This is a genomic window from Proteus sp. fly-1089 (assembly GCF_040138965.1).
GTDB lineage: Bacteria > Pseudomonadota > Gammaproteobacteria > Enterobacterales > Enterobacteriaceae > Proteus > Proteus vulgaris_B.
This window is the reverse complement of the sequence record NZ_JBEETS010000004.1, coordinates 72,288-87,143: the sequence shown is the minus strand read 5'-3', so window position 1 is coordinate 87,143 and position 14,856 is coordinate 72,288. Positions and strand designations below refer to the sequence as shown.

Annotated in this window: 14 protein-coding genes; 2 read left to right on the top strand and 12 right to left on the bottom strand. The window is 33.4% G+C overall.

Translation table 11 applies throughout. The features are described 5' to 3' along the window. Nucleotides 1-6 precede the first annotated feature (6 nt). The 3 genes from ABN080_RS10825 to ABN080_RS10815 form a co-directional block, all read right to left on the bottom strand. A complete protein-coding gene (locus tag ABN080_RS10825; RefSeq protein WP_349441019.1) occupies nt 7-1,674 on the bottom strand; it encodes an acyl-CoA synthetase FdrA in 1,668 nt (555 codons plus the stop codon). A gap of 546 nt (nt 1,675-2,220) precedes the next feature. Further along, complete coding sequence (locus ABN080_RS10820) at nt 2,221-2,787, bottom strand: YceI family protein (protein ID WP_349441018.1); 567 nt, start codon at nt 2,785-2,787, stop codon at nt 2,221-2,223. A 105-nt stretch (nt 2,788-2,892) separates the two neighbouring features. Beyond that, nucleotides 2,893-3,570 carry a hydrolase gene (locus tag ABN080_RS10815; RefSeq protein ID WP_349441017.1) on the bottom strand — a complete coding sequence of 226 codons (678 nt, stop codon included), beginning with the start codon at nt 3,568-3,570 and terminating at the stop codon, nt 2,893-2,895. A 283-nt stretch (nt 3,571-3,853) separates the two neighbouring features. On the opposite strand from ABN080_RS10815, the gene ABN080_RS10810 reads away from it, so the two are divergent. Next, nucleotides 3,854-4,726, top strand: a complete 873-nt coding sequence (locus ABN080_RS10810) for a pirin family protein (protein WP_349441016.1) — start codon at nt 3,854-3,856, stop codon at nt 4,724-4,726. A gap of 74 nt (nt 4,727-4,800) precedes the next feature. On the opposite strand, the gene ABN080_RS10805 is transcribed toward ABN080_RS10810, so the two are convergent. Continuing rightward, nucleotides 4,801-5,706: a LysR substrate-binding domain-containing protein gene (locus ABN080_RS10805; protein WP_072070152.1), complete on the bottom strand. Its 906-nt coding sequence runs from the start codon at nt 5,704-5,706 to the stop codon at nt 4,801-4,803. A 514-nt stretch (nt 5,707-6,220) separates the two neighbouring features. Between ABN080_RS10805 and ABN080_RS10800 the strand changes: the two genes are divergently transcribed. Further along, nucleotides 6,221-7,693, top strand: coding sequence for an anion permease (locus tag ABN080_RS10800; RefSeq protein WP_349441015.1), 1,473 nt, complete (start codon nt 6,221-6,223; stop codon nt 7,691-7,693). A gap of 119 nt (nt 7,694-7,812) precedes the next feature. On the opposite strand, the gene ABN080_RS10795 is transcribed toward ABN080_RS10800, so the two are convergent. The 8 genes from ABN080_RS10795 to ABN080_RS10760 form a co-directional block, all read right to left on the bottom strand. Then, nucleotides 7,813-8,109, bottom strand: coding sequence for a helix-turn-helix domain-containing protein (locus ABN080_RS10795; protein ID WP_196553873.1), 297 nt, complete (start codon nt 8,107-8,109; stop codon nt 7,813-7,815). Nucleotides 8,110-8,154: 45 nt separating this feature from the next. Then, nucleotides 8,155-9,129 (bottom strand): fimbrial protein, encoded by a 975-nt coding sequence (locus ABN080_RS10790; RefSeq protein ID WP_349441014.1) that lies wholly within the window; start codon nt 9,127-9,129, stop codon nt 8,155-8,157. Next, nucleotides 9,110-9,403 (bottom strand): helix-turn-helix domain-containing protein, encoded by a 294-nt coding sequence (locus ABN080_RS10785; protein ID WP_349441013.1) that lies wholly within the window; start codon nt 9,401-9,403, stop codon nt 9,110-9,112. The genes ABN080_RS10790 and ABN080_RS10785 overlap by 20 nt, the downstream gene beginning before the upstream one ends. A 25-nt stretch (nt 9,404-9,428) precedes the next feature. Next, nucleotides 9,429-9,920 carry a fimbrial protein gene (locus ABN080_RS10780; protein WP_197269942.1) on the bottom strand — a complete coding sequence of 164 codons (492 nt, stop codon included), beginning with the start codon at nt 9,918-9,920 and terminating at the stop codon, nt 9,429-9,431. 11 nt (nt 9,921-9,931) lie between these two features. Beyond that, nucleotides 9,932-10,447 carry a fimbrial protein gene (locus ABN080_RS10775; protein WP_349441012.1) on the bottom strand — a complete coding sequence of 172 codons (516 nt, stop codon included), beginning with the start codon at nt 10,445-10,447 and terminating at the stop codon, nt 9,932-9,934. An 89-nt stretch (nt 10,448-10,536) separates the two neighbouring features. After that, complete coding sequence (locus tag ABN080_RS10770; protein WP_349441011.1) at nt 10,537-13,047, bottom strand: fimbria/pilus outer membrane usher protein; 2,511 nt, start codon at nt 13,045-13,047, stop codon at nt 10,537-10,539. A 24-nt stretch (nt 13,048-13,071) separates the two neighbouring features. After that, the gene (locus ABN080_RS10765; RefSeq protein WP_196553870.1) at nt 13,072-13,740 is read right to left on the bottom strand and encodes a fimbrial biogenesis chaperone; all 669 of its coding nucleotides are present in this window, start codon (nt 13,738-13,740) and stop codon (nt 13,072-13,074) included. Between the two features lie 67 nt (nt 13,741-13,807). Then, nucleotides 13,808-14,332, bottom strand: a complete 525-nt coding sequence (locus ABN080_RS10760) for a fimbrial protein (protein ID WP_072070161.1) — start codon at nt 14,330-14,332, stop codon at nt 13,808-13,810. Between the last annotated feature and the right edge of the window lie 524 nt (nt 14,333-14,856).

Below are 14,856 nucleotides of genomic sequence, written 5' to 3'. Positions count from 1 at the left end.
AATTCCTTATTTCAATTTCTTTAATATTTCAGCCAGTTTTTTATTACCACCTGCGACAGGTGCCCACTGATAATGCACAACAGGTGTCCCACTCGATTGCAGATCGTCTGCAAAACTACGTAGACCAGCGTTGATCACAGAGATCCCGTTAAGCAGTGGTGACACTTCAGCATGTGCTTCTGCTGGATGTGGCTGGATTAATTCTTTTGCTAATAAAACCGCTTCTGGCAACGTATCCATCACAATAATGCCCGCTTCTTTCAGCTGTTTTTGCTGTTCGCTACGGTTTTGTGGATCGTCTTCAGTACCAGTGATGGTTGCGATAGTGATCAGTGGATTAGCTTCGCCACGTTTCTCATTCAGTTTTTTGATTTCCTGAATTAACGCGCCGGCTGGATCTTGAGTTGCACCATAACCAATAACAAAATCAACCAGTAACACGCCAGCTTCTGTTTTATTGCTTAACTCACTGATAAATTTGTTACGTGTTGATGGGTCAATCATTGGGTGTGGTTTACCCTGTGTATAAAAATCATCACCCATATCGATGATTTTGTGACCATCAGCATCTAGCATTGTGCCTTGCTTATGCTCGTTATCGACTTCAACATTAAGTTTTTCAGATAACAACATGGCGCATTCAGCCGCTAGCGTACCACCGGCATAAAGACCAATGATTTTCTTACCTGTAACTTTTGGTAACTCAGCTGCGATATCTTCAACACGTGCTAATTCAGCCGCAATACGTGCGGTTTCATCTAAAGTACGAGTAAAATAGATATTGTCGTCTTGGAATTTCTCAGGTGTTGTTCCTAAGAATTGAGCCACAATTGGTTTATTATGGCGTTTCATTTCTGCAATGATTTTTTGACGAACCGCAGGTGCGGGTGGCTTAGAAACAAAGGCAATAACACGCGTATTAGGATCAGCAGCCAGCATATTGATAGCAGTGATTGCACTGATACCACCAATTTGCTCTGTTAAATCACGACCACCTAGGCCAATTGAATGAGAAATACCTTGGCGTTGTAAAACGATTTGAGAGGTAATTTCTTGAATACCTGTACCTGATGCGCCAACAATACCAATAGAGCCTTTAGGTGCAATGTTAGCGAAAGCAAGAGGCGCGCCTGCAATATTTGCCGTACCACAGTCAGGTCCCATAACAATCAGACCTTTCGCCGCTGCTTTTTCTTTTAATGCTTTTTCATCTGCGATAGATACGTTGTCAGAGAACAGCATAACGTTACAGCCATCTTCTAAACCAGTATCTGCTAGCTCAGCAGCATATTCACCAGCAATAGAGATGAGCAACATATTGGCATTAGTGCTTTTTTGTTTAGCGGTACGCCAGCTACGTACTGTCGTTAATTTGTTACCGCCTTTCTGACCACTTGCAATTTCAGCTAATGCTTCTTCTAAAGCAGTCGAAATCATATCGATAATGGCAGGGTCTTCTGATTCTGCCTTAATCGAAACACAGATGTCATTCGGTGTTGCTTCGTTAAACATGTCATGCCAGAAACCGGTGACATCAAGAAGAGATTTATTCGCTGGTGTTCCCATCATGACGGAAATTTCTTCCACCTCTGGGGCTTCACTTAATTTTCGGGAAATAATCATCAGGCTTACTGAATCCTGAAAGCTCCCTTTTTTAATAAAAGCATGGATCATTATGATATCCTTAACGCATTTAATATATGTAACAGCACATATCTATTTGCATTTCGTTTTTTTGATAATAAGAAGCCTATTTGCTTAAGTTATTAAGCAATATAAATAAATGTCTGATTTATTAATTTTGAATCTCTGCGTATAAACATACTGAAGAAATATCGAAATGTAGAGTGATTGAAGTCACACTTATTTATTGTAAAAAATTTTTATTTAATCGGATGATATTTATTAAATAAATTATGATGAGGAAAGTTTATTAATTCAGAGATAAAATTAAAAATAGAAAGGTGAGATTTAACGAACAAGAAACAAAACAATGGCAACAAAAATCATATAAAACAATAGGAAATAAAATCAAAGCAACAATTCGATAACATACCGTAATAAATCATTATTATCAACAATTAAAAACAAACTCTCTTTTAACTCTATTTTTAGAATTTAACACCTAACTTAAATTATATTTATTGTTATATAAAAACAGAAAAGGCCTCATATTTAACAAGGCCTTTTCTATGAAATAAAAATAAAATATGACTTAATTTACTGCTTAATAGCTTCAACTTGAATTTTTAATGTCATATTATCAGCCATCCCTTCTTTGACCAAAAAATCCACGCCCCAATCTGAACGTTTAATAGTTGTTTCAAAATCACCACCACAGACTGACGCATTAAATACAGGGCTTTCATAACAATTAAACTTAGTTGTTGTTAATTTAACTGGCAATGTTTTTCCTTTCATCGTTAATAGCCCTTCTATGGATGTGGGTTTATTATCCGAGAAATACCATTTTGTTGATGAAAACTGAATTGTTGGGTACTTATCCGCATCTAAAATATCTGCACTTTTTACATGATTATCAAATGCCGTTAATCCCGTATTTAGAGTTTTAACTGGAATAGAAACGTTTATTTTTCCTATATTTTTTTCTGGTGAGTATGTTAAATCACCTTCAATTTCATAGAAACCACCACTGTTGGTAGATGTCCCAAAATGATCAATATAAAACATTGCCTTAGTATGCGTTGGTTCAAGTTTATATTCATTGGCTTGTACTGCTGGCACAAGTAATAATGAAGATAGTACAGCCGGTAAAATAAATTTCATTATAATTTCCTAATCTATTTTTATAGAATAATGCCCATAAAGAAAATACTTTATGGGCATTTTTAAACACAGATAATATAAAGTACAAAGAGAGTTGAGAATTAATTAACGCTGAGAATCTAATATCTCGTTATTTTTTAATACATCTTGAGCTTTGCTATAACTTTCAATTAATAATTGATAAGCTGGGAAAATTTGGGTATATGCTTGCGCCCATTGTGCAGCATCATCACGGTTCCATGTCTTCTGCATTTCAGAAGCAACCGCTGCGGTATCCATTGGCACAACTCCTGCTTGAACGATACGAGCTAAGGTAATTTCTTCCGCCATTTTACTGTAAGTTCCTGATGCATCAATAACTGCGAAGACTTGATAACCCTCAGCAACAGCACTAATAGCAGGGAATGCCATACAAACACTCGTAATAGTACCAGCAATAATTAATTGTTTTTTACCAGTCGCTTTAACCGCTTCAACAAACTCAGGGTTATCCCATGCATTTATTTCACCTTTACGTGCAACATATTTAGCATGTGGTGCATTTTGATGAATTTCAGGAATTAATGGGCCATTTGGGCCTTGTGGAACAGATGCTGTAGTAATTACCGGCATATTAGCTAATGTTGCCATTTTCGCTAATACTGAAGCTCGTGCTCGTAATTCAGTCATCGGCATATCACCAACCGTTTGGAATAAACCACTTTGGTGATCAATTAATAACATAACAGCATCTTCTGGATTAATAACAGGACGTTGGCCATTAAAATTTGCTGGAGCGCTCATTTGCTTATTCCTTTTAATTAATAAATATTGATTATTAACTGAGTTAAGGAGAAATATTAAAAGATGATATCTTTATATCGTTCCCCCCCTCGTTGTAATAAACAATAGTCAATTAATTAAAATATCGCTAGAGTCAATTATGATAAACACTATTCTAAAAATAGAACACTGAAACATTTTGTTATTGTTCTATTCTTAGAATAATGAAATCTATTTTTAATACTACTTAAATATATTAATTACTTTAAAATACGTCCTATAGAAATTTTATAGGAATATCATTATGAAAAAAGTTATTGGTATTTATAAAGCACCTCGTCAACATTGGGTAGGTGATGGCTTTCATGTGCGTTCACTGTTTAGTTATGGTGATCATGGTAAATATTTAAATCCATTCTTACTGTTAGATAGAGCAGGACCAACCGATTTTCCTGCCTCTCAAGGCCATAACCGAGGTGTGGGTGAACATCCTCACCGTGGATTTGAAACAGTGACCATCGTTTATAAAGGCGAAGTTGCACATCATGATTCAACGGGTGAAGGCGGTGTTATTGGTCCTGGTGATGTGCAATGGATGACTGCAGCATCGGGTATTTTGCATCAAGAATATCATTCTGATGCATTTACCAAAGAAGGGGGGGTATTAGATATGGTGCAATTATGGGTTAATCTCCCATCAGATGCCAAATCAGCACCTGCTGGCTATCAATTACTGAAAGAAAGTGCGATCCCAGTACTCCCATTGCCTGATAATGCAGGACAGCTTCGTATTATCGCAGGTGATTACCATGAAACTAAAGGTGCTGCTAAAACCTTTTCGCCTGTGGATGTGTGGGATCTGCAATTAAAGAATGCAAAATCAGCCACACTGCCAACGAAAAAAGGGCGTTATGTGGGCTTAGTCGTATTACATGGTAGTGTTTATCTTGATAATCAAACCCAATTACAAACTGGAGATTTGGTTATTTTAGATAATGAAGGAGGCTCTGTTAATCTTGAAGCAATTGAAGATGCCGTTGTCTTATATCTCAGTGGTGAGCCTATTAATGAACCTGTCGTAGGTTATGGCCCTTTTGTAATGAATAGTGAAGCGCAAATCAGACAAGCCATTGATGATTTTAACCAAGGTAAATTTGGCCGTATACCTAACGAATAACGTTGTTATTTCATACAAAAATAATAGAAATCAAACGGCTCCTTATTCTATTTGGAGCCGTTTTTATATCAATTTTACTCTTTCATTGGTGACATATTTTCAGCAAGGTATTCCAATAATACTTGGATTGCAGGTAATAGCCCTTTTCTTGATGGATAAACGGCATGGATCACATCTTTAGGAAAACGCCAACTTGGCAATACCTCAATTAACTTGCCATCTTGTAACTCTTTTTCAACCACACTCAAGGGTAATCTTGTTATACCCAATCCCTTTAATGTTGCTTTATAAAGAGTCAAAACATCGGTTGTGGCTAATTTAGGGGTAACATGCTGAGTGGAAACAGAACCCGTTTCATGTGTCAGCGTTAGCGTATATTGTTGTGAGTGCTCGCTATTTGCCAAAATAGGATAATCTGCAAGTTGTTCTGGTGACTCAGGGATCTCACGTCCTTTAAAAAGCAAGGGACTAGCGACTAATACACGTCGAGAATAACCTAGAATTTTCATTGTTAAACCTGAATCATCTAGTGGCAATGCTCTGACTCTTAATGCAAGGTCAAGGCCTTCACTAATCACATCAACTGGGCGATTAATGGCTAATATCTGAATATTAATATCTGGATATTTTTCCATAAAATCGACCAAAATATCTTGAATATATATTTGTAATAATGCAACAGGACAAGAGAGTTTAATTGTGCCATGAGGGTGCCCTTGTGCTGAACAAATAACCTCTTCTGCAATTTCAGCTTCTGCAACCACATTTTTACATTGTTGATAAAAAGTTTGCCCAATTTTGGTGACATGAAATTGACGAGTAGAGCGATAAATTAAAGAGACATTGAGTTTCTCTTCTAAATCTGCAATACGACGACTGAGTTTAGATTTAGGTATTCCTAGTGTTTCTGCCGCTTGAGAAAAACCGCCGAACTCAACAACTTTCACAAAATAGTAGAGGTCGTTTAAATCATACTTCATTGCGTATCACCTATTAGGTTATTTTCAATATTGAGCTGAATTGTTTCAGGCAACAATATTATAGCAAAAAAAGATGTTATTTTTCTTTTCTATTATTCAATAATTGTTAAAAACATCTTTATTTTCGTAGATTAATGAAACAAAGGCGACTAGAAATAATAACATAATCTATCTTTGTTAAATGTATGAAATATGATAAATGTGATATCCAATCACTTCACTTATCACAACTATATTTTATTTCCACCTATTATTGAATTTAATGCCAACCATTAAGAAACGACAAAAATCACAGAAAAAACAAAAGGATAAAGAATTACTCTTTATTTTAACAACATCAAGTTACATAAAAACACTTATTAAGAAAACAAGTTAACAAATAATTTTATTTTTATGACATCAGTCAATGAATGTTTAATAATATGTTAATAAGATTACTAGCAATAAAAATACTTATTAGTTTCATTTTTACTTCTTATTATTTATTTAACCTGCAACTTAATGGAATAACCTGATGAACAAATTAACTCCATTACGACCCATACCTACTTTAATCGCTGTTTCTATTACCCTTATTATCTGGTTTTTGATTCCCGTTCCAGAAGGCGTTGATCCCAATGCTTGGCATTTATTAGCTCTTTTTGTTGGGACTATCGCTGCTATTATTGGTAAAGCACTTCCTATCGGTGCTGTTTCTATAATTGCTATTGCCTTAGTAGCTGTTACTGGTGTCACTAACCCTAATTCAACTAAAGCCGCTATCGGTGATGCATTAAGTGGTTTTTCTAATGATCTTATTTGGTTAATTGGTATTTCTATTATGGTTTCCATGAGCCTAAATAAGACTGGGCTTGGTGCGAGAATTGGTTACTATTTTATTTCACTATTTGGTAAAAAAACGATTGGAATAGCTTACTCATTAGCCATTGCCGAAACAATATTAGCCCCGGTAACACCAAGTAATACTGCTCGTGGTGGAGGTATTATTCACCCGATTATGCGTTCAATTTCAGACAGTTTTAACTCTAAAGCAGAAGACGGTACAAGTGGTAAAATAGGTCGTTACCTCTCTTTAGTGAACTACAATATAAATCCAATTACTTCTGCCATGTTTATTACGGCAACAGCGCCTAACCCACTTATAGTGAGTTTAATTATCAGTGAAACTGATCCTACACATGAACTTAGTTGGTCTATGTGGGCAATTGCTGCGTTTGTGCCCGCTATCGTTTCATTAATATTAATGCCCATTGTTATCTACCTTCTTTATAAACCTGAAATAACCAGCACCCCGAATGCGCCACATTTTGCTAAAGAGCGTTTAGCACAATTAGGACCTATTTCATTACCTGAAAAAATAACCCTTGCAGTATTCGCCTTATTATTAATTATGTGGGCAGGTGTACCTGCATTGTTATTTGGTGATGGATTTAGCGTAAATGCCACCACTGCGGCTTTTATTGGTTTATCTATTTTATTATGTACGGGTGTTTTAAACTGGGATGATATTTTAAAAAATAAAGGTGCTTGGGATACCGTCGTTTGGTTCTCAGCTTTAGTGATGATGGCATCCTTCTTAGGAAAATTAGGATTAATTAAGTGGTTATCACTCAGCGTAGGGGCAAGTATTGATAGTATGGGAATTAGTTGGGTCAGTGGCATGATATTACTGGTGTTAATTTATGTGTATTCTCACTATTTCTTTGCCAGCACTACCGCGCATATTACTGCAATGTTTGCCGCTTTCTATGCCGCAGGTTTAGCACTTGGCGCGCCACCGATGTTATTAGGGTTAATTTTAGCTTTTTCCTCATCATTAATGATGTCTCTTACCCATTACGGCACAGGTACAGCACCGATTATTTTCGGCTCAGGTTATGCTACTTTAGGAGAGTGGTGGAAAGCGGGTTTTGTCATGAGTGTAGTGAATTTAGTTATTTGGTTAACACTCGGAAGCTTATGGTGGAAAGTATTAGGGTATTGGTAAAAAAGACAAGAAATTTATCTTTACTATTTAATTAATTTAAACTTAAATGCCTAAGTATCAGCGATTATTTCATTTTTATAAATGTTTATTCAGCTCTTAGGCATTATTTATATTTAACTTCATTTTAAAAATAATGATTCAGCAATATAGTGATTTTTATTACATTCAATCCTATCCTTATCTAACTTATTATCCTCAATCTGTAAATCGCTTAGAAAATACTCTGGATCAACATCAAAAAGGTAAGATAAATTATAAAGAGTATCAGCATGAATATTAGTTACTCCATTTTCATAACGAGATTGATGCTGCTGGCTAATGCCGAGTAAAGCACCAAAATCATTACCACTCATAGAGTATCGCTCTCTCAAACATCTAATTTTTTTTCCAACTATCTTCGATATTCTCTTGTTCACAATATATCCTTAAAAATAAATTAATATGTACTTATTTTTATAAATTTATTCATATAAAATATTTACTGTTGCGGTTGAATTAGCCGAACCAGCTGTTATCTTACTACCCGTTTTAATATAACGTGCTTTCCAGTTAAAAATATAATCTCCAGATGAGACGTTATTTTGTAAACTAAGCTTTGTATTTAACCTAATCGGATTATTATTACGGTCAACTAGTTGTATCCCTATTCCCGTAGCTCTGTTTGAACCCGACAAATTTAACTTTCCTGTATTCACGTCAATATATCCAGCACTACTTGTTACAGTTGCCTTTATATTTGTTCCTGCTGCACAATTTAAGGTGATCGGAATATTAACATTTTGACTAACATCTCCAATGTTTTTAAACTGGGTATCATACCATGTGCCTAAATTGATATTATAGCTATACGCTTTAGTGGTGCATTTTAATGAATTTACCTTTATCGCACCGATAGGTATTCTTAATGTCGATAAAATCCATCGGCTATTATTTGGTAATGTATTCGTTTGTACCATTCGTGCTAAATTTCCTGCGGTTAAAGAGTTTGATTGAGTTACTCTACCTGTTTTTATTATTTCCACAGTCCAATAAGGATTTCTAATTTCATACTTAAGATTATCTGCGAATCGACTAAACGTGGTATTTATATAACCAATTTCTGTCATCTTGACTCTAATCCCTATACCCGGAATATTGGTTGCCGCTATTTTATTTGAATTAGTTACCCATCCATTAATATAATCACCTGAAATAACGGCATTTCCGCATTTACCATCTTTTCCTGAGAATGTATTAATAAAATTTTGTTTGTACGTAATTTTAAGCTCAGCAAGTGTTCGTGTTGTGGTGTCGTCATATTGAATATTAAACTCTCGATTAGGCACATTAACAATAATGTTATTAAAGTTTGGATTTTGAATGCAAGCCGCAACCGAATAAGTGGAATAAAACAAAAAACCACTTAATAACAATGATTTAGTTATTGTATCTTTCATTTTTTATCTCATTTTTTTTCAATAGAATTTTTTTAATTTCACTATCGTCTTTTTCATCGAGAATAAAAAAATCCTTTAAGTGAACACCAAATATTTCTGCATATTGATTTAATCTATCTATATTAATTCTATTAATACCTCTTTCATATCTTGATTGTTGTTGCTGGCTAACACCAATTTTTTCCGCTAATTCATCCAATGAAATCCCATACATTTTTCTGTAGTATGCAATTTTTTTACCTATTGCTTTTGATACTGGATATTTATTTGTCACATTTATCTCCTAAATTAAATATTTTTTAATTATAAAGTAATGTAAATTCAAGGTGACTTTTAAATGAGCCTGTAGTTATTTCATTACTTGTTCTAATTAATCTAGCAGCAAAGAGATATTCTGCTGTTTTTGTTCCACTATTAATCGTAGTTTCTAATTTAGTCCCATTTTTTACATTTGCTTTATTAATGTTTTCTATCAAATTTAATGAAATATTTTTCGCTGTCCCATTATTAATAAAATAATTTCCATTATTAGGATCTGCAACACCTGTTATTGTCATTATTGCTTTCTGGGTACTTATAGGACAATTTTTTAATTTTACTGAGAAATTAATCCAATCAGTATATTGTGTACTTTTTAACTCTCTGATATTTACCTTTTTAAAATCGATTAAATAATCTTTACTAACAACTTCGCAAGGTGATACTGTCACTGAACCATAAATATTGATATTGACAGTATTTGCCATTGTAAAAAATGAAAAGAAATACAATAAAAATATTAAATTTCTCATATTATTCTCTTTTATAAATAAACAATATTGGCAGTTACTTTCGCTGATATTGTCCCCGGCATTCCTTTTCCTGATGGACTAAAAGCACGTGTTCGCAACCATAAATTAACGTCTGTTTTCCCATTTAATGTGAGAACTAATGATTGTTTATTTCCTAGCTTCACCGTACCCGTACCATTCTCTAATTGCACAGCGATATTTTTAGCACTTCCTTGGTTTTTATATAGGCTATTCACATCTGCAGTATCAGCAACGCCTGAAAATGTCAGGTGTATTTGATTAATAGCTGTAGAACAATTTGTAAAATTAATATAAAAGTTATTCCATTCAGATGAGGTATTCGCTTTCTCAAATTTAGCCGCGGGAATATTTTTCAAATCAACATTAATATTACTTCCATTAGATATATTACAAGTTGAAACCCTTATATTCCCAGAGAAATTCAAGGTAATATTATCTGATGCTTTAGACCAAAAACTTATTAAAAATATATTTATTAATATAAAACTACTGACTCTTTTTTTCATTTTATTTACCTACGCGCAGAGAACACCCTTAGCTATATTTAAATTAGCCAAAAAGAGATTATCTTATTAATATGTAAACTTATGTCAGTTTATTTTTGACAAATAGCAGTGATTTTATAAAGCCCTAAATAATTAGACACTCCTGATAAATTATAATTTACACTACATTGACCATCGTTATATTTAACAATAAATTTCCCCGATTCATTAAGCCCTGATAAATATACTTCTCCATCTTTTCCAACAATACTGTTTAATTGTAAATTATTATTAAAAATAACCTGTGCCCCAAATGGAAGTGGTTCACCGTTTTCAAATGTTAATTTTACTAATGCTCTATATCCGACATTAGCGGCAAATTTTGCTTTAACTAAAGCACCTCGGCTTGGTGAAACGGTCTGACTTGTCAGCGCCATTTCGGTATCTTCTGGTAATGCCGAAGTATCAACATCAATTGTATTTTTACGATATGGCGTAATATAAGGTACTAAAGCATAGCCATTATCATTCGTTTTAACTCCCGCCTGATTTAAAATAGCAACATCTGCGGCATCTGGAATATCAACAATAGCCGCCGTTTCTCCAAGCTGTTGCCCTAAAACAATCCCGCCAGAGTGAACAACTAAACTTCCATTTGCGCCATAATATAAATTATAATTATCCTTGCTATACCCACTTCCTCCTGACAACTCCCCGTATTTTCCCTTATAAGATGCGTTTAAATTTCCAGAAGATCCTTGATCTTGATTCGTAAAAGCTTGTTGAAGATTCCAATTTAACCGATTATTTAACTGAGATGCGGAGATGCCCACACTTCCTGTGCTCGGACTATTACTACTGCTATTCGTATTAAAGTTATAATAAAAAGTATCTTCAAAGAAACTAAATGGCACACTAACCGAAAATGCTAATTGATGATCATCTTCATTCTTAGAATAACTATCTGATTTATAAGAATAGCGATTCGTATTTTTATTATAAATATAGTTCAGCCCATAGCTTATCCCCTGCCAACTATTGTTATAACCGACTGTCGCTGATTGTGTTTTTCTCTCACTATTCCAATAATTTTCTCTAACATAACCTACAGAAAGTGAACCATAACTTTCACCTAAATTTTGATTGATCGTAATTTCAGCACGATTACGACGTCGTTCAATCTCTGGTGCATTCATTCCACTACGATATTCATCAAAAACCTCAGATAAACTGTAATATCCACCAGTAGAATAACGATATCCTGCTAACGCAATATTTGTTCCTAACGTATTTAAATTCTTGTTATATCTAAAACGATAAGACTGTCCACGCTCTGTGCTACCGTTATTCAAGGTTGAATTAGCCTGAGTGACATCAATTGATATCGCGCCTAAAGCGCCTAAATTTTGCCCTAAACCAAGAGAGTATGATTGATATTTATTACTTATTTGGCTACCACCATAAGCAGTCGCTCCATAAGGTAAACCATAAATTAAAGTCGCCTGTCCAAATTTCTTTTTTTCAATATCTTTATCATAAGAGCGATACTCTCCCCCAGTAATACTATAAGATAAATACCCTTCTCGTTGTAAAACAGGTAAAGAGGCAAAAGGGATTATTTGATGTTGTTCACTGCCATTAGACTCTTTAATTGTTACATACAAATCACCACTACTTCCCGTTGGATATAAATCATCAATTTCAAAAGGCCCAGCTGCAACCTCAGTTTGATAAATTGTATAACCATTCTGTCTGATCGTAATTTGAGCATTACTACGAGCAATCCCGCGTACAACTGGAGCATATCCACGTAAGCTTTCAGGATGCATATCATCATCTGTAGCGAGTTGTATTCCCCTAAACGGCACACTATCAAAGACAGAAGAGGGAGAAACACCATCACCTAGAATTAATTGGCTTTTAATTTGGTTAATACTACGAGATAAATACGTATAAACGGTATCCCATTGGCTTGAGCTGTCACTACTATTTGACCAAGTTGTATAATTTCTCAAGCGCCAAGGTCCCAGATTTATACCAGGCCTTAAATTAAGATAATTTGATGTTATATTTGAACCATTATTCTTCCGATCATAATTTTTTGAGCCACTGTAACTGTAATTTAAGAGCAATGCGGCTATCCCATTATCAACATTATCTAAATTAACAAATCCTCTCGGTTTATTATCTAACGCAATTTGGGGAATACTTAAATACAAGCGTTGAGAATTAAAATCAAATTCGCTTTTACTATTAGGAATAATAGATAAGTCCACACATTGATCATTCGACTTGAATTGCTCTTGGTATTCTTTTGTTTTAATACCAAAACTATCAAGATCTATTATTGATAAACATGGAATTAATTCACCATTATCTTTCTTATCAAATTTGACTTTCTTAGTACCAATTAAGTTAGTGTTAACATAAATATCAACATAATAAATGCCAGCTAACTGTTCATCATTATCGAATTGAGATAGATCAATAGAGCCTTTATTGGGTAACTCTAAAAAATCCGGATCGAAGTAGGTATTTTTTGAGTTTATCTCTTCTGCATATAATGAGGCTATATAGCCTAAATATAAAAATAGGCTAATACATACTTTATTTAATTTCATATTAAAACCTAAATTTATTAGATATTATATTTTAACTTCCGATAATTCAGTAGTTGCACCATAGTCATTAATAATCTCCCAACTTATAATGCCATGATTTTCATTATTATTAATATCAAAAGATTTTGTTGAATAAGGTTCGACATATGAAACATCATTAACAGAAAAACCATTAAATTTGACTATTTGAAAATTAATAAAGTAAGGGGTCGGGTTTTTTACATTTATTTTATTCCCATTTTTTGACCACTCTAGTTTTTTCTGTTCTTCTATAAAATTAACACCTTTCAAACCCTCAGGGCGAAAAATTAATTTAATTTGTGTTTTAAAGGCAATTTGTAATGAGTTTTCCGTTTTTTCTGTTGCTGGAATTGTTTTTATATTTAACCAAAAAAGTGATTCTCTATCTTTAGGTAATTTATTTTCAGTCAAGAATATCCTTAACGCATTAGTATTCTCACTATTTAACCTAAATAATGGAGGAGTTATAGTAAAAAAAGGTTGTTCATTTTCATTAATATCATCAATCCAAGACTGGATTAAATAAGGAATAGCATCAGGGTTTTCAACACCAATACTAACGTCTTTTTTTCCCTCGTCATAAATAACCCGAGTACCACCGATAATGACACCAGCATTCGCAGTATTTATCAGAGGTAAAATAAAAATTAAAACATACAGAATATATTTCATATTATCACCATAATTTTAAAATAAAGGATCAAATCCCTTTAATCCTTTTGTTACTACTTAATTATTTTTAATTATAATTAATTGTAAATGTTGCATTACCATTTGCAGGACCTACAGTCACTGTGTCAGATTTTGCAATATAACGAGCACGAAAATCTAAATTATTTTCCACCCCTGTTTTTAATGCATACGCTTTAGATGCTGTAAATAATGGAACTACCGTATTTGTATCATCTGTAATTTGAATACCAACTCCTGTCGCTACCCCTGTATCCTTTCTTAAGGCAATAACAGTGTCGTCACCTAAGTAAGAGTCAGCATCAAATTTTACGGTTGCACTATTAATAGTTGCAGGGCAATTAATTAATTTAATTGTAAATTTCGTTGCTGCTGCTGTACTTCCTGTACTTGGTAATGCTGTTTTAGAAACTTTACCAAGATTCACTTTTAATGCATCTGAACCAGCCGCTAATTCACACGCGTTATCGATGATTTCCCCTGTAAAATCAATAGTGCCATCCGCGGCTAATGTATTATTAGCGACAAAGATAGTGGTAGCAGCAATTAATGTTGCAAGTAAGTTTTTTCTCATTTTTACTCCGATTAATTTTTATTAATAAAACCAAATTAATTAAAAATACTTAATTAACTCAGAATATGAGTATTATCTAATTGTTTTTTATAATAAACAAGTTTTGGTTATAGCGGTATAATATTCACTTTTTTGATTTAAATCAGAATTTAAAACCAAGCAAACTCTTCATTAGTTAATTAATGAAGTTTATTTTTAATTATTTTAAATTTTCATATATTGATACAACATTGTTAAATCAAAATAAAAGTTAAATACTATTTCTTGTTAATAAATGTATTTTTTATTTCGTTTTATAACGCATATGGTGTGAATAAAGAAAAGTATTATTTTCTCTTAATAATAAAATCTACTTTTTATTCTTTTTTGATTAAATTAAATCCTTAACGTGCTATTTTTGAACAAAATTCGATTTAACTTATCAGTTACAATTTGAATAAAAAAAGAATAAAAAAATATTGCATATAAAATATATGATTTTTTTTCATTTCCATAAGCAAAAAAAGAGCAAGGTTTCCCTTGCT

Coding starts and splice junctions, on each gene's coding strand:
- ABN080_RS10825 (WP_349441019.1), bottom strand. CDS start 1,674: ATGATCCATGCTTTTATTAAAAAAGGGAGCTTTCAGGATTCAGTAAGC.
- ABN080_RS10775 (WP_349441012.1), bottom strand. CDS start 10,447: ATGAAAAAAAGAGTCAGTAGTTTTATATTAATAAATATATTTTTAATA.
- ABN080_RS10760 (WP_072070161.1), bottom strand. CDS start 14,332: ATGAGAAAAAACTTACTTGCAACATTAATTGCTGCTACCACTATCTTT.
- ABN080_RS10770 (WP_349441011.1), bottom strand. CDS start 13,047: ATGAAATTAAATAAAGTATGTATTAGCCTATTTTTATATTTAGGCTAT.
- ABN080_RS10815 (WP_349441017.1), bottom strand. CDS start 3,570: ATGAGCGCTCCAGCAAATTTTAATGGCCAACGTCCTGTTATTAATCCA.
- ABN080_RS10820 (WP_349441018.1), bottom strand. CDS start 2,787: ATGAAATTTATTTTACCGGCTGTACTATCTTCATTATTACTTGTGCCA.
- ABN080_RS10790 (WP_349441014.1), bottom strand. CDS start 9,129: ATGAAAGATACAATAACTAAATCATTGTTATTAAGTGGTTTTTTGTTT.
- ABN080_RS10765 (WP_196553870.1), bottom strand. CDS start 13,740: ATGAAATATATTCTGTATGTTTTAATTTTTATTTTACCTCTGATAAAT.
- ABN080_RS10805 (WP_072070152.1), bottom strand. CDS start 5,706: ATGAAGTATGATTTAAACGACCTCTACTATTTTGTGAAAGTTGTTGAG.
- ABN080_RS10780 (WP_197269942.1), bottom strand. CDS start 9,920: ATGAGAAATTTAATATTTTTATTGTATTTCTTTTCATTTTTTACAATG.
- ABN080_RS10800 (WP_349441015.1), top strand. CDS start 6,221: ATGAACAAATTAACTCCATTACGACCCATACCTACTTTAATCGCTGTT.
- ABN080_RS10810 (WP_349441016.1), top strand. CDS start 3,854: ATGAAAAAAGTTATTGGTATTTATAAAGCACCTCGTCAACATTGGGTA.